The organism is Streptomyces sp. 135 (assembly GCF_020026305.1).
Taxonomy (GTDB): domain Bacteria; phylum Actinomycetota; class Actinomycetes; order Streptomycetales; family Streptomycetaceae; genus Streptomyces.
The window spans coordinates 5,425,494-5,443,890 of the sequence record NZ_CP075691.1; the positions used below are offsets into that span (position 1 = coordinate 5,425,494).

Here is an 18,397-nt window from a genome sequence, read left to right on the forward strand (position 1 = left end):
TAACAGTCTGCATGTTTATCGATCCAGTGACTGTGACCGTCGATGCTGGTCAGACTTCGGAGGTAGTGCCGTGACGATTTCGGGCCTCAAGGGGCGCAGCCTGCTGTCCCTGCGCGAGTTCAGCGGCGACGAGATCCGCGAGCTCCTCGGCAAGGCGGCCGACCTCAAGGAGCGCACCGCCCTGGGGGAGAACGTCCCCGCCCTGGCCGGCAAGAACATCGCCCTGATCTTCCTGAAGCCGTCCTGCCGTACGCGCGTCTCCTTCGTCGTCGCCTCGACGCAGTCCGGCGCGCACCCGGAGATCTTCAACCGCGAGGACATCCGCTTCGGCATCAAGGAGTCCGTCCGGGACATCGCGCGCGTCTTCGGCCGCGTCTTCGACGGCGTCATGTTCCGCGGCTTCGAGCACGCCACGGTCGCCGAGTTCGCCCAGTACGCAGGCGTCCCCGTGTGGAACGGCCTGTGCGACAGCTACCACCCCACCCAGGTCCTCGCCGACCTCCTCACCCTGCGGGAGAACTTCGGCGACCTGGAGGGCCTGCCGCTGACGTACGTCGGTGACGGCCGCAACAACATGGCCGTCACCCTCGCCATCGCCGCCGCCAAGCTCGGCCTCGACCTGCGCATCCTCGCGCCCGCGCCGCTCCAGCCCGCCCCCGAGGTGATCGAGGAGCTGCTCGCCGGGCGCGAGTCGGAGCAGGCCCGGGTGCTGGTCACTCACTCGCCCGAGGAGGCGCTGCGCGGCTCGGCCTGCGTCTACGGCGACGTCTGGGTCTCCATGGGCGAGGAGGACCAGACGCGGGAGCGCATCGACCTGCTGCGCGATCTGAAGGTGACGAGCGACCTCATGGCCCTGACCGGCCGCGAGGACAGCATCTACCTGCACTGCCTGCCGGCCTTCCATCTCCTGGACACGGAGACCGCGATCGCGAACCCCGACATCTGCGAGGTGGACGACGACGTCTTCGAGGGGGAGCAGAGCCGGGTCTTCGACCAGTCGGAGAACCGCATGCACACCGCCAAGGCCCTGATGCAGCTCACCATCGCGGGCTGACCGTGACAGCGAAGCGCCCCCCTGGCCGGCCAGGGGGGCGCTTCGCTGTCACGGTGACGTCCGGCTCAGCCCTGCCAGCTGTGCGGGGCGTGGAAGTCGTCGCGGCGCCAGGCCGTCGTGGTCGCCGGGGCGCCGGTGGCCGCCCTGGGCGGAGCGGTGGCGAGGGAGAGCAGGAGCACCGTGACGGCCGCCAGCTCGGCGTCGGTGACCTCGCCCTTCTCGATGCGGATGTCGGCTGCGCTGTCGGCCGCGGGCATGGGACCTCCGGTCGTGTGGGGCGTACGGGGGGCCTTACTGCGGGGGGTTGCCGTGTTTGCGGGCGGGGCGGTCGGCGTGCTTGTTGGCGAGCATCGCGAGGGAGTTGATGAGCACCTCGCGGGTCTCTGCGGGGTCGATGACGTCGTCCACCAGGCCGCGTTCGGCGGCGTAGTAGGGGTGCATCAGCTCGGCCTTGTACTCCTTGACCATGCGGGCGCGCATGGCCTCGGGGTCCTCGGCGGCGGCGATCTGCCGGCGGAAGATCACGTTGGCCGCGCCCTCGGCGCCCATCACCGCGATCTCGTTCGTCGGCCAGGCGTAGGTCAGGTCGGCGCCGATGGACTGGGAGTCCATGACGATGTAGGCGCCGCCGTAGGCCTTGCGCAGGATGAGCGAGATGCGGGGCACGGTGGCGTTGCAGTACGCGTAGAGCAGTTTGGCGCCGTGGCGGATGATGCCGCCGTGCTCCTGGTCGACGCCGGGCAGGAAGCCCGGCACGTCAAGCAGCGTCACGATCGGGATATTGAAAGCGTCGCACATCTGGACGAAACGTGCGGCCTTTTCCGACGCCTCGATGTCCAGCACACCGGCGAGCGACTGCGGCTGGTTGGCGACGATCCCGACGACCTTGCCGTCCAGGCGGGCCAGCGCGCAGATGATGTTGCGCGCCCACCGCTCGTGGACCTCCAGGAAGTCACCGTCGTCGACGAGCTCCTCGATGACGCGGTGCATGTCGTAGGGGCGGTTGCCGTCCACGGGGACCAGGTCGAGCAGCACGTCCCCCGAGCGGTCCGGCGGGTCCTCGGACTCGTGCGCCGGGGGGTTCTCCCGGTTGTTGGACGGCAGCATCGACAGCAGATAGCGCACTTCTTCGAGGCAGGTCTCCTCGTCGTCGTACGCGAAGTGCGCGACGCCCGACGTCCCGGCGTGCACGTCCGCGCCGCCGAGGCCGTTCTGGGTGATCTCCTCACCCGTCACCGCGCGGACCACGTCCGGCCCCGTGATGAACATCTGTGAGGTCTCGCGCACCATGAACACGAAGTCGGTGAGGGCGGGCGAGTACGCCGCGCCGCCCGCGCACGGGCCGAGCATCACGCTGATCTGCGGGATGACACCGGAGGCCTTGGTGTTGCGCTGGAAGATGCCGCCGTAGCCCGCGAGCGCCGTGACGCCCTCCTGGATACGGGCGCCCGCGCCGTCGTTGAGGGAGACGAGCGGGGCGCCCGCGGCGAGAGCCATGTCCATGATCTTGTGGATCTTCGTGGCGTGCGCCTCGCCGAGCGCGCCGCCGAAGATGCGGAAGTCGTGCGCGTAGACGAAGACCGTGCGGCCCTCGACCGTGCCCCAGCCGGTGACCACACCGTCCGTGTACGGCCGCTTCGCCTCCAGGCCGAAACCGGTCGCCCGGTGCCGGCGCAAGGGTTCGACTTCGCGGAACGAACCCTCGTCCAGGAGCAGTTCGATCCGCTCCCGCACGGTGAGCTTGCCCTTGGCCTTCTGAGCGGCGGTGGCCGGTTCGCCGGGTCCTGCGTGCACCCGCTCCCTGATGGCCGCCAGCTCCGCGACGTGCAGTCTCATCTCTCCCCTTACCGGTCGCCGTCACCGGGGACGTCGCGTGTGGTCAGTTGGTGAGCTTGCGCAGGCCGTTGATCTGGAGCACGGCGAACGCGCCCACCACGAGGGCCTGCATCGGGATCCACACCGTGCCGATCGTGTTGGGGTCGAACCAGCCGAACAGCGCGGTGGCGATGCTGGCGACGGCCCACAGCAGATTGGCCTCGATGACGAGCTTGGTGGCGGCCGCGGACGGCACCTGCTGGGCGGCGAGGACGCCGACGAGCACGCCGTAGACGGTGAGGAAGACGCCGATGCCGCGCAGGAGGCCGGCGTCCATGTCGAGCAGGTCGCCGACGGGACCCGCGGCGATCAGGTAGATCAGGCCGTTGCCGGCCGTCACGGCGGCGTCAAGGCCGAGGAAGAGACGCAGCGGGCGCGCGGCGGACGAGTTCGTGGCCGCGGTTCCAAGCGTTGCGGAGGTCTGGCTCGTGGTCATGAAATCTCCTGGTGGATACGGTGGTCGGGGTTCATGCGCGCCGCGCGGGGCGCGTACGAGGGAGCCGCGCGGAGGGCGGGCGCCCGCTGTTTCCGTACCGATGGTGGCAACCGGCGCTGACCGGGCGCTGACGCCTGTCCGCCGGGGAGGTCGAGCGGCTATGCGGTGGCCGCGGGTGCGCGGCGTCACCGGCTCAGGCGGGTTGGAGCAGCGTGGCGCGGGCGCCGGTGCCGGCCAGGGCCGGGTCGTGCGCGAGGATCGCGTGCTCGACGTGGCGCAGCGCGGGGGACGGGTCGATGCCGAGCTCGTCCGAGAGGTGCCGGCGCATGTTGCGGTAGACGTTGAGGGCGTCGGCCTGGCGGCCGGAGCGGTAGAGGGCGACCATCAGCTGCTCGCAGAAGCGTTCCCTCAGCGGGTGGTTGCTGTGCGCCTCATGGAGTTCGGCGAGCATCGCCGCGTGGTGGCCGAGGCGCAGCTCCGCCTCGAAGCGCAGCTCCATGGCGCGCATGCGGTATTCCTCGTAACGGGCGCAGGCCAGCTGGCAGATGGTGCCGCCGGGAAAGTCACCGAATACGGGGCCGCGCCACATGGCGAGCGCCTGACCGAGCAGTTGGGCCGTGGCGGCGGCGTCCGCGGGGCCCGCGGCCTCGGCCTGCCGGACGGCCTTGGTGAATTCCGCGGCGTCGAATTCGCCCTCGTGAATGGTGAGCCGGTATCCGGAAGGGTGGATCGTCACCCGGGAAACCGAGAGGTCGGGCTCCAGGCTCTTCAGTTTGCGACGGAGCCGGCTGATGTGCGCCTGCAGAGCATTTGCCTGCTTGTCCGGGACGGAATCGCCCCACATTTCCTCGACGAGGCTCTCGCCCGAGATTGGGCGGCCCTCGCTGACGAGCAGTGTCTGGATGAGGTTGCGCTGAAGATCTCCCGAGATCTCCGCGAACCCTAATGCGGTGCGGATCTGCAGTGCTCCGAGAATCGAAAAGCTCAGCATGCCGTTTCCCCCTTGGCTTTCGTTGCTGCAACGTCGGGGCGGTTCACCTTCCGGGTCGCCAGGGCCATCGGTGCTGCGGTGTGGGGGACCGCGGGTGGAGGTCGGCGTGGCGATCTCTGGGTGTCCCCGACCGGGGGAGTCAGCGGGCGCACCCACTGGTTCCCTTCCAGCGAAGACCCTCTCACGGTATCATTCCTTTGGGAAGGTATTTTTTTGAACGAGCGGTGCCGGACCGTTGAGGACGGCCCTGACCTGCTGATTCTTCCCGGAAAAGAGAGACACGCCGTCGGACGCAGGCCCGCCCCGGCGGGCCGAACCGCTCTCGCGGGGCGCCGGGGCGGTCGCTTCACCGGGGCGGGGGAGGCCCGGCGAAGTGGATGTGGAAGTCGTAGTTCCGCTGGCGGAGAGGGCAGGATTCGAACCTGCGTGGGCCGCGAGCGACCCGACCTTGGACTGAAGCCCGAGATCCCCGATAAACCACTCCGGGCACCTCTCCTGGTGGTGCGGGCACGATGGTGCGTGCCTGCGGAGAGGGCAGGATTCGAACCTGCGTGGGCCGCGGACGACCCGACCTTGGACTGAAGCCCGAGATCCCCGATAAACCACTCCGGGCACCTCTCCTGGTGGTGCGGGCACGATGGTGCGTGCCTGCGGAGAGGGCAGGATTCGAACCTGCGTGGGCCGCGGACGACCCGACCTTGGACTGAAGCCCGAGATCCCCGATAAACCACTCCGGGCACCTCTCCGTGTTCCCGGCCCGGTCTCCCGTGCCGTTCACGAGAACAACATTGCCAGGCCCTTCTGACAGTTCGCTGACGCCACCCTGACATGCACTTCCACGCCCGCCCCGTGAGCTATCCGCCCTTCCCATCAAAGGGGCGGCGGTGCTCTACTCTCATCGACCGCAACGGCTTTTCGAAAGGGATACGGATCATGACCGTGACCGTAGTGGAAAATCCGATTCTCAAGGCTGTGAGCAGCTATACGCGGGCCGAGAACCCCAGCGCGTTCCTCGCGCTCAACAGCGGCAACAGCACCTACACCAGGCCCGGTTCGGACGGCGTCGTCGTCTACCGCAGGACCGGCCGGTTCGCCGTCCAGTTCGGCGGGCCCTTCGCCGCCCCCGAGGAGTACGACACCCTCCTCGACGGCTTCCGGGACCACGTGAAGGAGCAGGGGCTCACGCACGTCGGCGTCCAGCTCCAGCGCGACGACGCCGAGCGGTACGCGCGCCGCGGCTTCACCGTCAACCAGATCGGCGCCTCCTGGGCCGTGAGCCTCGCGGAGTTCACCCTGCGCGGCACCCGCTTCATGCAGCTGCGCAACAAGATCTCCCGCGCCTACCGCAACGGCCTCCAGATCCAGGAGGTCAAGGCCGACGCCTGGCAGGACGCGCTGGAGACCATCGACGGCGCCTGGCTGTCCAGCAAGGGCGCCGCCCGCCCCCTGGAGTTCCTGGTCGGCGAGATCGGCGGCGAGGCCCAGGAGCACCGGCGGCTGTTCGTCGGCACGATCAACGACGCCCCGGTGGCGTACATCTCGTACTCTCCGGTCTTCGGCGGCCGCGCCGGCTGGATGCACGACCTGAGCCGGCGCGTGCCGGACGGGTCGCCGGGCCTGATGGAGGCCATCAACGCGCACGCCATCGAGGTGTTCCGCGGCGAGGGCGTCCCGTGGCTGCACTTCGGCTTCACGCCCTTCACCGGCCTGGACGCGGCGCACGAACTGGACGGCCACAGCCCGGCGTTCCAGTGGCTGATGCACGCCCTGTGGGCCGAGGGCGCCGCGCTCTACCCGGCCCAGACGCAGCTCTCGTACAAGCACAAGTGGGCGCCCGACGCGGTCATCCCGGAGTACGTCGCCTTCGACGGCCCCGCGTCACTGGCCTCCTTCGCGCACATCTTCCGCGCGTGCAACGCCTTCTGACGGCCGGTCAGTGCCGGTCCCGGCCCGTAAGCCGTAATCGACCCACAGGAGTGGACGACGATGAGTGACACCGAGAAGACCGAAGCCCTCCAGCACGCCATGGTGGAACAGCTCATGGCTGTCATCGCCGCCCCCGACGACGAGGACGTCGCCCGCGCCGCGGACACCGTGGTCCGCGACCTTGACGCCCTGCTGCGGGCCGAGCCCACCCCCGCGGCCTGAGCGCGCGCGACGTGGCGCGCGGCCGTGCCGAGCAGCACCGATCAGCTCAGCATCAGCGCCACATCAGCGCCTCACGGAACGCTGCACACACGTTCGCCCGGCGTCCGTCCGGTGGGATACCCGACGCCGGGCGGGCGCCGCCGCCCGGTTCGGGCACTTCTTCCGAGGAGAGCTTCGTATGCAGCGTCCAGACGTCCAGGGGACCGGTGTCGCCGTCGTCCCGCAGCACCCCGCTGTCCCGCAGCACGCCGCCGCCCCGCAGCGCACCGGGGCATCCGCCACGTTCTCCGAGCTCCTCAAACGCGTCAAGGCGGAGGGGCTGCTCGACCTCGACCCGCGGTACTACATAGGGCGCCTCGCCCGGAACACCACGCTGCTGGTCGCCGGGCTCACCGCGTTCTTCCTGGTCGGCGACTCGTGGTGGCAGCTCGTCGTGGCGGTGTGGATGGGCCTCTGCGGCGGCCAGTCCTCGTTCATGTGGCACGACGCGGGCCACAAGGCGATGTTCCGCGACAAGCGGGCCGCGTCCGCCGTCGGCTACTTCCACGCCAACTTCGTCAACGGGGTCAGCTTCGGCTGGTGGGTCAACCACCACAACCGCCACCACAGCAACCCCAACCACCTGGACATGGACCCGGACATCGGCCGGCGCACCGCGATCTTCGACATCAAGCAGTACGCGACCCGCACCCGCCGGCAGCGCTTCATCGTGCGCTACCAGAGCGTGCTCTTCTTCGTGCTGCTCGTCCTCGAGTCGTTCAAGATGCACAAGACGGCCGTGAAGTCGATCAGCCAGGGCCTCACCAAGCGCCCCGTCCTGGAGTCCACGCTGCTCCTCGCGCGCGCCGCCATTTATCTGACCTGCGTCTTCACCGTCCTCTCGCCGGTCCTCGCGGTCGCCTTCATCCTCGTCCAGCAGGCCACGCTCGGCGTCTACTTCGGCATGATCTTCGCCCCGAACCACAAGGGCATGGACGTCCGTGACGGTGACGAGGAGACCCTGGACTGGCTGGAGCGGCAGGTCCTCACCTCCCGCAACATCCGCCCGTCGTGGTTCATCGACTTCCTGTACGGCGGTCTCAACTACCAGGTCGAGCACCACCTGTTCCCGGCCATGCCGCAGAAGAACCTGGGCCGCGCCCGGGAGCTGACCCGCGAGTACTGCGCCGAGCGTGGCGTGCCGTACCACGAGGTCGGCTTCTGGGCCTCCTACCGCGAGGTGGCCTCCTACCTGCACGAGGTCAGCGCGCCGGTGCGCCGGGGTGAGGTCGACGCGCACATCGAACGGGCCGCCTGATGGTCGACACGGTCACCAGACCGGCGGCCGGCGGCACGGCCGCCGGGCCCGCCGCCCCTGCCACCGCGGCTTCCATCGGTGCCAGGCTCGACCGGATGCCGATCACCCCGACGCACCGCAGCGTCACCGCGGTCATCGGCGTCGGGCTGCTCTTCGACACGTTCGAGAACAACCTCTCCGGCACCATCGCCAAGGTCCTCCAGGACGACTTCGCGTTCGGCGCCACCCAGCTCAAGCTGGTGCTCGCCTCCGCCTTCATCGGCCAGTTCATCGGCTCGCTCGTGCTCGGCAAGGTCGCCGACCGGTACGGGCGGCGCCGGGCGTTCCTGATCAACCTCGCGATCTACTCGGGGTTCTCGCTGCTCGGGGCCTTCTCGCCGAACGCGGCCTGGCTGATCGTGACCCGCTTCTTCGCCGGCGTCGGCATCGGGGCCGAACAGTCGCTCTCCGACTGCTACCTGTCCGACGTACTGCCCGCCAAGAAGCGCGGCAGGTTCATCGCCTGGGCCTACACCCTCGCCTTCTGCGGGGTGCCCGCCGTGGGCGTCGCCGCGCTGTGGCTCGTCCCGCTGACCCCGCTCGGCATCGACGGCTGGCGCTGGCTCTTCGTGATCGGGGCGCTCGGCTCGGCCGTGGTGTGGGTGCTGCGCAGGCGGCTGATCGAGTCACCGCGCTGGCTGGCCACGGTCGGCCGCGAGGACGAGGCGGACGCGCTGGTCTCCCGCATGGAGGCCGAGGTCGTCCCCGGCGGGGCGGCTCCGGCGCCCACCGCGACCCCGGAGCCCGCCGCCGAGCCCGCCACGGCGAAGAAGACCATCCCCGCGACGGAGACCGCCTCCGCGACGGAGACCGCCTCCGCGACGGAGACCGCCCCCGCCACCCGGCTGCGCGACATCTTCCAGCCCCACCTGCGCCGCCGCACCGTCATGCTCTGGATCTTCTGCTCGCTGTCGACGGTCGGCTACTACGGCTTCGGCACGCTGGCGCCGCAGATCCTGGCCGCCAAGGGGTACGGGATCGTCGCCGGGATCGGCTTCACCGCGGTCTGCTTCCTCGGCTACCCCGTCGGCTCCGCGCTCACGGTGCCGATCATCGACCGCTTCGACCGCAAGAAACTGGTGGCCGCCTCGGCCGCCTCGATGGTCGTCGCGGGGCTCGGCTTCTCCTTCGCGGGCACACCGGCGCTCATCATGGTGTTCGGCTTCGTCTACACCGTGTGCAGCAACATCTTCTCCAACGTCAGCCACGTCTATCTCGCCGAGCAGTACCCGACCGCCATCCGCGCGGCCGCGTCCGGCGCCGCGTACTCGCTGTCCAAACTCAGCGCCGCGGCCCTGCCGTTCGTGCTGCTGCCGGTCCTCCAGTCGTACGGTCCCGGCGCGTTGTTCGGCGTCATCGCCGCCGTGATGGCCGCGCTCGCCACGACGGTCCTCTCGCTGGGGGAGCGCACCACCGGCGCCTCGGTCGACCGCGCGCCCACCGACTGACCCCACCGTCCCGCCGACCTGATGAGGAACGCCTCATGGCCTATGTCATCGCTCAGCCCTGCGCCGACGTGAAGGACATGTCCTGCGTCGACGAATGCCCCGTGGACTGCATCTACGAGGGCGGCCGCGCCCTGTACATCCACCCCGAGGAATGCGTGGACTGCGGCGCCTGCGAGCCCGTCTGTCCCGTGGAGGCCATCTACTTCGAGGACGACGTGCCCGCCGGGTGGGGCGACCACCGCGGCTCCAACGCCGCCTTCTTCGCCGCGCTCGGCTCGCCCGGCGGCGCCGCCACGCTCGGGGCGCAGCCGCACGACTCCGCCCTGGTCGCGTCGCTGCCGCAGGCGGTGGCGTCATGAGCGGGCTGCTCGCGGGCAAGCGCGTCCTGGTGACGGGCGTCCTCACCGAGGCGTCCATCGCCTTCCACGCGGCGCGCGTCGCCCAACTGGAGGGCGCCGAGGTGGTGCTGACCGGCTTCGGGCGGCTCTCCCTCATCGAGCGCACCGCCGCCCTGCTGCCGAAGCCGGCCCCGGTCGTGGAGCTGGACGTCACCGACCCGGCGCACCTGGACGGCCTCGCCGACCGCCTCCGCGAGCATGTCGGTGACGCGGGCGGCCTCGACGGCGTCGTGCACTCCATCGCCTACGGCCCGCCCGGCGCCTTCCACTTCCTCGACGGCGCCTGGGAGGACGTGTCGACCGCCGTGCACGTCTCCGCGTACTCCCTGAAGTCCCTGACCACCGCCTGCCTGCCGCTGATGGAACCGCGCGGCGGCTCGGTGGTGGGCGTCACCTTCGACGCCACCGTGGCCTGGCCGAAGTACGACTGGATGGGCGTCGCGAAGGCGGCCCTGGAGTCCACCAGCCGCTACCTCGCCCGCGACCTCGGCCCCCGCGGCGTCCGCTGCAACCTCGTCGCCGCCGGCCCGTTGCGCTCTATGGCCGCCAAGTCCATCCCGGGCTTCTCCGAGCTGGCCGACGACTGGCACACCCGCGCCCCGGCCGGCTGGGACCTCACCGACCCGGAGCCCGCGGCTCGCGGCATCGTCGCGCTGCTCTCGGACTTCTTCCCCCGCACGACGGGCGAGATCGTCCACGTCGACGGCGGCGCCCACATGATGGGCGCGTGACCCGGCGCCCGCGAGGCCACAGCGGTGGGGGAGTTCAGGTGATCACCTGAACTCCCCCACTTTACGTGCCGTTGAAGGACCCGATCGGTCACTCGGTCGTGCCGTCGGGCAGGATGCGGCGGAATCCCGCGTACGAGATGAGCGCCTCGGGCAGCTCCACCGAACCGTCCGGCCGGACGCCCTGCTCCAGCAGCGCGGCCACCGTCCGGCCGATGGGCAGCGCCGAGCCGTTGAGGGTCGCCGCGGGCTCCTTGCGGCCGTCCGCGGTGCGGTGCCGGATGCCGGCGCGGCGGGCCTGGAAGGTGCCGCAGTCGGAGACCGAGGAGATCTCGCGGTAGGCGCCGCTGCCCGGCAGCCACACCTCGATGTCGTACGTCATCCGGGCCGAGAACCCGAGGTCGCCCGCGGGCAGCAGCACGATCCGGTAGGAGAGTTCGAGGCGCCGCAGGCACTCCTCGGCGTGGCCCAGCATGAGTTCCAGCTGCGCCTGGGCGTCCTCGGGGGCGCAGACGCGGACCAGCTCCACCTTCTCGAACTGGTGCAGCCGCAGGATGCCCCGGGTGTCCCTGCCGTATGCCCCGGCCTCCGCGCGGAAGCACGGCGTGCGCGACGTGAACGCGTACGGCAGCTCGCGGGCGTCCAGCGTCGCCTGCGCGAGCAGGTTGGTCAGCGGGACCTCGGCGGTGGGGATCAGGAACAGCTCACGGTCGCCGACCTGCGTGGCGAACAGGTCCTCCGCGAACTTGGGGAGCTGGCCGGTGCCCGTCATGGTGTCGCGGTTGACGAGGAACGGCACCGAGTGCTCGGTGTAGCCGTGCTCGGCGGTGTGCAGATCGAGGAAGAAGTCGGCGAGCGCCCGCTCCAGGCGGGCCCCGGGCCCCCGGCTCACGGTGAAGCGGGCGCCGGACAGCCGCGCCGCCGCCTTGCCGTCGAAGATGCCGAGCCGCTCCCCGATGTCGGCGTGGTGCCGGTCGCCGGCCGCCGCGCACGGGGGCGGGCCGCCGCGGCGCACCTCCACCGCCTCCTTCTCGGAGTCGCCGTCCGGCACGGTGTCGAGGGGGATGTTGGGGATGGCCAGGACCAGGTCGGCGAGGCGCCTGCCCGCCTCCTTGGCGGCGGCCTCGGCCCGCTGGACCTCGGCGCGCAGCGCGCGGGCCGCCTCCTTCTCCTCCTCGGTGGGCGGTCCGGCCCTGCGTTCGCGGGTGGCGCGGTTCATCTCGGTGCGCAGCCGGGTCACCTCGGCCTGGGCGTCGGCCCGGCCGCGGTGGGCCGCCTCCAGCGCGGCCACGTCGAGGTCGTGGCGGCGGCGGGCGAGGCGGCGCACCGCGTCGGGCCCGGACGCGATCAGTTCGCGCGGATCGTGCATGGCTTCTCCTGGGGTCTGCGGTGCGTGGCGGGGGAGATGCGCCGAGCCGCCCCCCTGGCGGAGGGGCGGCTGCGGCTCCTGCCGGGGCAGGGCGGGGGAGACGGGCGGGGCTGGGAGCGGGTCCGCTCCGGTGTTCACGCCGGGGCGAGGGCCAGGACGGTGTTCTGGCCGCCGAACCCGCAGGAATTGCTGAGCGCCAGGTCGATGGGCATGGAGGTCGCCGAGTACGCCAGCTTGATGTCGACCTCCGCGCCCGGCATGACCAGGTTGGCGATGGGCGGCACCAGTTCGTGCTCGATGCTCAGCAGCGTGAACGCCGCCTCCACCGCGCCCGCCGCGCCGAGCAGATGCCCGGTCACGCCCTTGGTCGAGGTGACCAGCGGATCCCCCTGGAGGGTCCGTTTGATCATCCGTGCCTCGGCGACGTCGTTGAGCGGCGTCGAGGTGCCGTGGGCGTTCACATGCTGTACGTCGTCCGGATCCGCGCCGGCGTCGGCGAGGGCCGCGCGGACCGCCGCCTCCACCCCGGCGCCGTCCGGATGCGGCGACGTCATGTGATGGGCGTCCGCGGTGGCGCCGTAGCCGATGATCCGGCCGTGCTGGTGCGCACCGCGGGCCCGGGCGTCCTCGACGCGTTCCATGACGAGGATCCCGGCGCCCTCGCCCGCGACGAAGCCGTCCCGCTCCGCGTCGAAGGGACGCGAGGCGAGCGTCGGGTCGTCCTCGCGCTTGGACAGGGCGCCCATCTGCGCGAACCCGGCCATCACCAGCGGCGTGATCATGGCCTCGCTGCCGCCCGCGAGGACGACGTCGCAGCGGCCGAGCGCCAGCAGGTCCCGGGCCGTGCCGATGGCCGTCGCCCCGGAGGCGCAGGCGGTGGCCACCACCAGGTTGGGTCCCGTCGCCCCGAACTCGATGGCCGTCTGACCGGCCAGCATGTTCGGCAGCTGCATGGGCAGCAGCAGCGGCGAGACCCGGTCGGCGCCCTTCTCCAGCAGGGCGCGGTGCTGTTCCTCGACGGTGCCGGGGCCGCCGTCCGCGCAGCCGAGCACCACCCCGACCCGGGCGCCGTCCCAGGTCAGCGGGTCGAGCCCGGCATCCGCGATGGCCTCGCGTGCCGCGACCAGCGCGAACTGCACGAACCGGTCGAGCCGGTGGGCCCGGCGAGCGGACAACAGCGCTTCCGGGTCGAAGCCGGGCACGCGGCAGGAGATCCGTACCGGATTGTCCGCCAGTACGGGATCGAACGCCGCGCCCGATCGGCCCTCGCAGACCGCCGCCCAGCTCGGCCCGACCCCGATACCGCCCGGGGTGACGAGACCGAGCCCGGTGACGGCGATGTCGATGCCGGCCATCAGACCTTCGCGCTCCTCGTCTCCATGAGTTCCACCATGTCGGCCACGGTCTCGGCCTCCAGGAGGTCGTCGTCGCTGACGTCTATGTCCAGTTCGGACTTGAGCAGCAGCGACAGCTCCACCACGGCCAGCGAGTCCAGCTCGATGTCGTCCCTGGTGGCCTCGGGCGTGATGGCCTCGGGCGACACCTTGAGCTTGTTGGACAGGATTTCCTTGAGCTGCTCCAGCATCATGACGATCCCTTTCGGAAGGCGTACGCACGGTGCGGCGTACGGGTCTTGAGGAGGTACCGCCGGGCGCCGGTGGGCGTCAGACGGACTGCACTTCGGGCCAGACGAGCGTCGTGGCCCCCCAGGAGAGCCCGCCGCCGAACGCGGTGAGCAGCACCCGGTGCCCGGCGTCGAGCCGGCCGTCGGCCGCGGACTGGGACAGGAGCAGCGGGAGCGAGGCGGCGCCGGTGTTGCCGACCTGCTCGATGTTGCTGAGCTGCCGCTCGGCGGGGATGCCGAGGCGTTCCGCGACCGAGTCGAGGATGCGGGCGTTGGCCTGGTGGGCCGCGAACCGGTCCACGTCGTCAAGGCGCCAGCCGGACCGCTCCGCCGCCTCCTGGGAGGTGGCGGTCATCCGCTCCACCGCGTGCCGGTAGGTGTCGCGGCCGAGCATCCGGAAGTACTGGTCGCCGGGCTCGCCCGGGGTGCCCGACGAACGCTGCCGGGAGCCGCCGGCCGGCACCTCGATGAGATGGCTCAGCTCGCCGTCGCTGCCGAGCACCAGCGGCCCCACCGCGCCCGACTCACCGGCGTCCCCGGCCCGCAGGACCACGGCCCCCGCGCCGTCCGCGAAGATCACCGCGGTGGTGCGGTCCTCGGGGTTGACGATGGTGGTGAACGCGTCGGCCGCCACGAGCAGCACCCGCTCGGCCATCCCCGAGGCGATGAGCCCCGAGGCGCTGGCGAGCCCGTAGAGGAAGCCGGAGCAGACGGCGGCGACGTCGAACGCCGCGACGTGGCCGAGGCCGAGCCGGGCGGCCACCGACGGCGCGGTCGCCGGGCACGGCTGGTCGGGGGTGGTGGTGGCCAGGACGACGGCGTCCACCTGCTCGGTGCTCGCCGACTTCAGGGCGCGCTGGCCGGCCTCCACCGCCAGGTCGGAGGTGGCGGTGCCCGGCGAGACCACGTAACGCTCGGCGATCCCGGTGCGGGAGCGGATCCACGCGTCCGAGGTGTCGAGGCGCTGCGAGAGCTCGTCGTTGGTCACCTTGTTCGGCGGCACGTACGAGCCGATGCCGCAGACCACCGCCGACCGGCCCGGCGGCGGGGCCGCCCCGCTCATGCGCCCGGCTCCGCGCTGCTGAGGACCTCCACGGGCAGCCCCATGTAGGCCATGCGGGACTCGGCCATCTCGTCGGTCCACTGCTCGGCCATGTCGTAGCGCTGCTCGGGGGTGGTGTCGAGCATCCGTACGCCGGGCCAGATCTCGTAGTCGCCGATTCTGTCCGCGTGGTCGGCCATGCCCTTCTGGAACAGCTCCTCGCGGTGGATGACGAACTCCCGGTCGGGGATCTCGTCCCACAGCTTCACCCCGGCCCGCAGGATCTCCATCAGGCGCGGGCGGTACTCGGGGTGGGCGACGACGTGGTCGCGCAGGATGGTGCTGGCCACGGTGAGGTGGCGGATCTCGTCGATGGCGGTGCCGCGCGAGATCTCCCCGGTGGCCGGGGACAGCGGCGTCCACTTGCGCTCGCTCAGCTCGGCGGCCGGGGCGAGCACGCCCTCGATGACGATGGCGAAGACGGCGACGCCGCCGGCGAAGTCGGCCTGGTCCCGCACGATGTCGAGGGTGAAGTCGACGACCGGGTCCAGGACCCGCTCGCGGTAGTCCGCGGCCATCTCGTCGATGTCCTTGAGGAGGGTGTCCGCGGGGTGTCCGAGCTCCACCAGGTGGTTGCGGAAGACGCGGGCGTGCCGGGCCTCGTCGATGAGCTGGGTGGCGTAGAACTCCATCTCGGGCACGCCGGGCGCGAGCGCCACGTAGTGACCGAGGAGGCGCGTGGCGATCTCCTCGGAGAGGCCGCGGAAGCCGAACTCCAGGACCAGGGCGTCACGCAGCGGCCCGGGCGCCTTCAGGAAGTCGGGGACCGTCGCGTTCGCGTGGTGTCCGGTCTCGCCGCGGTCGCGCAGGGTGCCCTGGGCGACGGAGGTGAACCAGTAGGCGAGGTCGCAGTCGTCGGGCCCGAGGGTGAGTTCCTTCGCGCCGTCGAGTAAGCCGGGTGCCTTGTCCCAGTCGGCCTCGGGGGCCACAGAACCGGTCATGATGCCGATGTCTCCTTCGTGGTGCGGGCGGGATGCAGGGCGCCGGTGACCAGGCCGCCCGCGTAGCTGAACAGCGGCGGGCCGCTGACGGCGGCGGCGCGCACGACGTAGCCGAGCAGCACCTCGCCGTCGCCCGCGCGGTGCGAGGAGTGGAGCCGGCAGGAGTAGTGGGCGAGCGCGCCGGTCAGCCGCGGGGCGCCGGCGTAGGAGTCCGCCGTCCACGGCATGCCGTCGAACTGCGCGCTGCCGTCGGGGCGGTCGCTGTCCGCGAACCAGCGCGCCAGGTCGCCCTGTCCGCCGTCCAGTACGTTGACGACGAAGCGCCCCTCGGCCGCCGCGAGCCGCGCGAACGACGAGCCGGGCCGCAGCGCGACCCCGATGAGCAGCGGTTCGCGCGAGACCAGGGTGACCGTGCTCGCGGTGGTGCCGTGCAGCTGACCGGCGTGGCCGACGGTCAGCACCGACACCGGGGACGCCAGGTGGTACAGCGCCCGGCGGCGCTCCGCCGGGTCCTGGCGCACCGGGCGGCGCAGCGTGGTGAGCGTGCTCATCGCAGGGCCTCCTCACGGGCCCGTGCCGCGGGCTGCGGCAGCTTGACGACGTGCCCGACCGGCTCCGGGTCGTGGGCGTGGCCGGCCGGCTTGGGGTGGGCGATGCCGAGGTCGTCCAGGAGCCGCAGATAGCCGCTCTGGCGCACCGGCTCGAAGGGCAGCGCGAAGGACTTCATGAAGTTGCCGAAGAGCCCCCGGTCGCCGAAGAGGTGGAAGGGCAGCACGAGCAGCGCCCACTCGGGACCGATCAGCCAGCACCACAGCGCGGCCACCGCGGCCTGCGTGATGAGGCTGTGCATCACGTTGTAGAGGACGTAGTAGACCTTGGAGATCGGCTTCCCGCCGCTGCGCTTGAAGGCGATGGCGCCGGGGATGTAGCCGATCAGGTCGATGTAGAGGAAGAGCGCGACCGCCGGGATCCAGCGGATCTCGCCGAGGTGCGCGATGAGCAGCCCGGTGGTGACCGCGAAGCCCACCAGGTACTCGGCGCGGTGCAGGGAGAACGTCTTCGGTGTCTCGAAGGGATTGGCCTGGTCCATGGTCAGCTCCTGGCAGAGGTCTCAGGCGCCGACGGCGGCGGGCTCGGAGAGCTCGATGCCGCCCGCTATGCGCGTGCCGGGGAACAGGCCGGTCAGCGACCAGGCGACGGTCTCCTTGATGACCCGCTCGGCGATCGGGTCGAGGATGCCCTCCAGGCTCGGGATGCCGAAGTCGAAGTCGGCGTCGAAGCGGACCGCGACGTCGTCACCGGCCTGCGTCAGCGCCCAGGTGCCGGTGAACGAGTCGAAGTCGCCGTCGGACTGCTCGAAGCGGATCTCGCCCTCCTCCGGCAGGAAGACGTCGTCCTCGGTCCAGCGCAGCAGGCCGCTGCGGAAGTGCAGCTCCCAGCTCGAACTGCACTTGGCCTCGGGCAGGGTGGCGTGCACCGTGGTGGAGTTCACGTGGGGCGCCAGGTCCGGGTACTTCTCCCAGCGCATCACGGCGTCGAAGACCGTGGAGACCTGCTCCGCGGGGACCACTGCTTCCAGTTCTACGTGCCGCACGATCAGTTACCGCCTTCCGGCATGGTGGCCGCACCGCTGACGAGGTCGCGGGTGGCCAGGTCGAAGGAGTTGAGGAGGAACTCCACATCGGTGTCGCTGAGGACGGCGGGCGGCGTGAACCGCACCACCGAGCTGCCGTTCATGGAGTGGTTGGCGACCACGCCGTGGTTGAAGAGCTCGATCAGCAGCTCGCCGGCGAGACCCGCCTCGACGAGCTCCACGCCGATGAGCAGGCCCTGCCCGCGCACGTCGACGACGAGTTCGGGGATGTTGCGGTACGCGATCTCGGCGATCCGCGGCAGCAGCGCGGCGCCCAGGTCGGTGGCCCGGGTGACCAGGCGGTCCTCCTTCATGGCCCGCACCGCGCCCTGCACCGCGGCCATCAGGACGGGCTGTCCCGAGAAGGTGGCGGTGTGGACGTAGGGGTCCTTGTCGAAGGGACGGAACGCCTTGCGGGTGGCGACGGCCGCGGAGACCGGGAGCACGCCGCCGCCGAGCGCCTTGCCGGCGAGCAGGACGTCGGGGCGTACGTCCTCGAAGTCGGCGCCCCACCACTCGCCGAGGCGGCCGAAGCCGGACTGGATCTCGTCCAGGATCAGGAAGCCGTCGTGCTCGCGGACCAGTTCCTCGACGCGCTTGAGATAGCCCTTGGGCGGGATGATGACGCCGCCCTCGCCCTGGACCGGCTCCAGGATGACGCAGGTCTCGCCGGGGTGGGCGGCGAGTTCCGCCGCCAGGGCGTCGGCGTCACCGAACGGCAGGTGGTGGAAGTCGGGGATCAGCGGCCGGAACGGCTTCTGGTAGACCTCCTTCGCGGTGGCGGACAGGGCACCGAGGGTCTTGCCGTGGTAGCCGCCCCGCATGGAGATGGTGCGCTTGAAACCGCCGGCGCGGGCCAGCTTGAGGCCGGTCTCCACGGCCTCGGCGCCCGAGAGACCGAAGTGCACGCGGTCCAGGCCCTGCGGCATGACGGAGACCAGGGCCTCGGCGGCGCGGGCCACCGTCGGTTCGAGGAGGATGCGGGTGGCGGTGGGGTGCGTACGGAGCTGGCGCTCCACCTCCTCCATCACGATGGGGTGGCGGGCGCCCATGATGAACACGCCGTAGCCACCCGCGTTGAGGAAGCGCTCCCCGTCGCTCGTGGTGAGCCAGGCGCCTTCGGAGGCCACCTCCATGTGGCTGCCGAACAACTCGGCGAGGGTGGCCCGGCCCTTGCTCAGGTGGGCGCGGTACAGCCCGAGGACCTCCGCCTCGGTGTCGGCCACGGAGGCCGCGGGGGCCGCGCCTGCCGCGGAAGCCGGGTTTTCCTGGATTACGGTCACGGATCTCTCACTCCAAAGAAGCGGTGCGGTC

Annotated in this window: 20 protein-coding genes; 7 read left to right on the top strand and 13 right to left on the bottom strand. The window is 71.1% G+C overall.

Going from position 1 to position 18,397, the window contains the following annotated elements; genetic code table 11:
- Positions 1 to 70: 70 nt before the first annotated feature.
- Positions 71 to 1,054 (top strand): ornithine carbamoyltransferase, encoded by a 984-nt coding sequence (gene argF / locus KKZ08_RS24675; RefSeq protein WP_223776525.1) that lies wholly within the window; start codon positions 71 to 73, stop codon positions 1,052 to 1,054.
- A 65-nt stretch (positions 1,055 to 1,119) separates the two neighbouring features.
- On the opposite strand, the gene KKZ08_RS24680 is transcribed toward argF, so the two are convergent.
- The 4 genes from KKZ08_RS24680 to KKZ08_RS24695 all read right to left on the bottom strand — a co-directional run bounded on the left by KKZ08_RS24680 (position 1,120) and on the right by KKZ08_RS24695 (position 4,356).
- Complete coding sequence (locus KKZ08_RS24680; protein ID WP_223776526.1) at positions 1,120 to 1,311, bottom strand: acyl-CoA carboxylase epsilon subunit; 192 nt, start codon at positions 1,309 to 1,311, stop codon at positions 1,120 to 1,122.
- Positions 1,312 to 1,345: 34 nt separating this feature from the next.
- Positions 1,346 to 2,890 (bottom strand): acyl-CoA carboxylase subunit beta, encoded by a 1,545-nt coding sequence (locus KKZ08_RS24685; protein ID WP_223776527.1) that lies wholly within the window; start codon positions 2,888 to 2,890, stop codon positions 1,346 to 1,348.
- 43 nt (positions 2,891 to 2,933) lie between these two features.
- Complete coding sequence (locus tag KKZ08_RS24690) at positions 2,934 to 3,365, bottom strand: hypothetical protein (RefSeq protein ID WP_223776528.1); 432 nt, start codon at positions 3,363 to 3,365, stop codon at positions 2,934 to 2,936.
- 193 nt (positions 3,366 to 3,558) lie between these two features.
- Positions 3,559 to 4,356 (bottom strand): AfsR/SARP family transcriptional regulator, encoded by a 798-nt coding sequence (locus tag KKZ08_RS24695; protein WP_223776529.1) that lies wholly within the window; start codon positions 4,354 to 4,356, stop codon positions 3,559 to 3,561.
- A gap of 933 nt (positions 4,357 to 5,289) precedes the next feature.
- Here KKZ08_RS24695 and KKZ08_RS24700 point away from each other — a divergent pair.
- The 6 genes from KKZ08_RS24700 to fabI all read left to right on the top strand — a co-directional run bounded on the left by KKZ08_RS24700 (position 5,290) and on the right by fabI (position 10,417).
- Complete coding sequence (locus KKZ08_RS24700; protein WP_223776530.1) at positions 5,290 to 6,282, top strand: DUF2156 domain-containing protein; 993 nt, start codon at positions 5,290 to 5,292, stop codon at positions 6,280 to 6,282.
- Positions 6,283 to 6,342: 60 nt separating this feature from the next.
- Positions 6,343 to 6,504: a hypothetical protein gene (locus tag KKZ08_RS24705; RefSeq protein ID WP_223776531.1), complete on the top strand. Its 162-nt coding sequence runs from the start codon at positions 6,343 to 6,345 to the stop codon at positions 6,502 to 6,504.
- Positions 6,505 to 6,682: 178 nt separating this feature from the next.
- A complete protein-coding gene (locus KKZ08_RS24710; protein WP_223776532.1) occupies positions 6,683 to 7,801 on the top strand; it encodes an acyl-CoA desaturase in 1,119 nt (372 codons plus the stop codon).
- A gap of 95 nt (positions 7,802 to 7,896) precedes the next feature.
- On the top strand, positions 7,897 to 9,288 hold the full coding sequence (locus KKZ08_RS24715) for an MFS transporter (RefSeq protein WP_223779172.1): 1,392 nt from the start codon (positions 7,897 to 7,899) through the stop codon (positions 9,286 to 9,288).
- Between the two features lie 35 nt (positions 9,289 to 9,323).
- Complete coding sequence (gene fdxA / locus KKZ08_RS24720; protein ID WP_223776533.1) at positions 9,324 to 9,647, top strand: ferredoxin; 324 nt, start codon at positions 9,324 to 9,326, stop codon at positions 9,645 to 9,647.
- Positions 9,644 to 10,417, top strand: coding sequence for an enoyl-ACP reductase FabI (gene fabI, locus KKZ08_RS24725; RefSeq protein ID WP_223776534.1), 774 nt, complete (start codon positions 9,644 to 9,646; stop codon positions 10,415 to 10,417). Before fdxA ends, fabI begins: the two co-directional genes overlap by 4 nt.
- Positions 10,418 to 10,505: 88 nt before the next feature.
- On the opposite strand, the gene serS is transcribed toward fabI, so the two are convergent.
- The 9 genes from serS to KKZ08_RS24770 all read right to left on the bottom strand — a co-directional run bounded on the left by serS (position 10,506) and on the right by KKZ08_RS24770 (position 18,357).
- A complete protein-coding gene (gene serS / locus KKZ08_RS24730) occupies positions 10,506 to 11,783 on the bottom strand; it encodes a serine--tRNA ligase (protein ID WP_223776535.1) in 1,278 nt (425 codons plus the stop codon).
- Between the two features lie 134 nt (positions 11,784 to 11,917).
- The gene (locus KKZ08_RS24735; protein WP_223776536.1) at positions 11,918 to 13,138 is read right to left on the bottom strand and encodes a beta-ketoacyl-[acyl-carrier-protein] synthase family protein; all 1,221 of its coding nucleotides are present in this window, start codon (positions 13,136 to 13,138) and stop codon (positions 11,918 to 11,920) included.
- Positions 13,138 to 13,371, bottom strand: coding sequence for a phosphopantetheine-binding protein (locus KKZ08_RS24740; protein ID WP_127911495.1), 234 nt, complete (start codon positions 13,369 to 13,371; stop codon positions 13,138 to 13,140). Before KKZ08_RS24740 ends, KKZ08_RS24735 begins: the two co-directional genes overlap by 1 nt.
- A 76-nt stretch (positions 13,372 to 13,447) precedes the next feature.
- Positions 13,448 to 14,470 carry a beta-ketoacyl-ACP synthase III gene (locus KKZ08_RS24745; RefSeq protein WP_223776537.1) on the bottom strand — a complete coding sequence of 341 codons (1,023 nt, stop codon included), beginning with the start codon at positions 14,468 to 14,470 and terminating at the stop codon, positions 13,448 to 13,450.
- Positions 14,467 to 15,450: a VlmB-like protein gene (locus KKZ08_RS24750; protein WP_223776538.1), complete on the bottom strand. Its 984-nt coding sequence runs from the start codon at positions 15,448 to 15,450 to the stop codon at positions 14,467 to 14,469. The genes KKZ08_RS24745 and KKZ08_RS24750 overlap by 4 nt, the downstream gene beginning before the upstream one ends.
- On the bottom strand, positions 15,447 to 16,001 hold the full coding sequence (locus tag KKZ08_RS24755) for a flavin reductase family protein (RefSeq protein WP_223776539.1): 555 nt from the start codon (positions 15,999 to 16,001) through the stop codon (positions 15,447 to 15,449). Before KKZ08_RS24755 ends, KKZ08_RS24750 begins: the two co-directional genes overlap by 4 nt.
- Positions 15,998 to 16,540, bottom strand: a complete 543-nt coding sequence (locus KKZ08_RS24760) for a hypothetical protein (RefSeq protein WP_223776540.1) — start codon at positions 16,538 to 16,540, stop codon at positions 15,998 to 16,000. The genes KKZ08_RS24755 and KKZ08_RS24760 overlap by 4 nt, the downstream gene beginning before the upstream one ends.
- A 21-nt stretch (positions 16,541 to 16,561) precedes the next feature.
- A complete protein-coding gene (locus tag KKZ08_RS24765; RefSeq protein ID WP_223776541.1) occupies positions 16,562 to 17,044 on the bottom strand; it encodes an SRPBCC family protein in 483 nt (160 codons plus the stop codon).
- Positions 17,045 to 17,046: 2 nt separating this feature from the next.
- Complete coding sequence (locus KKZ08_RS24770; protein WP_223779173.1) at positions 17,047 to 18,357, bottom strand: aspartate aminotransferase family protein; 1,311 nt, start codon at positions 18,355 to 18,357, stop codon at positions 17,047 to 17,049.
- Positions 18,358 to 18,397 lie beyond the last annotated feature (40 nt).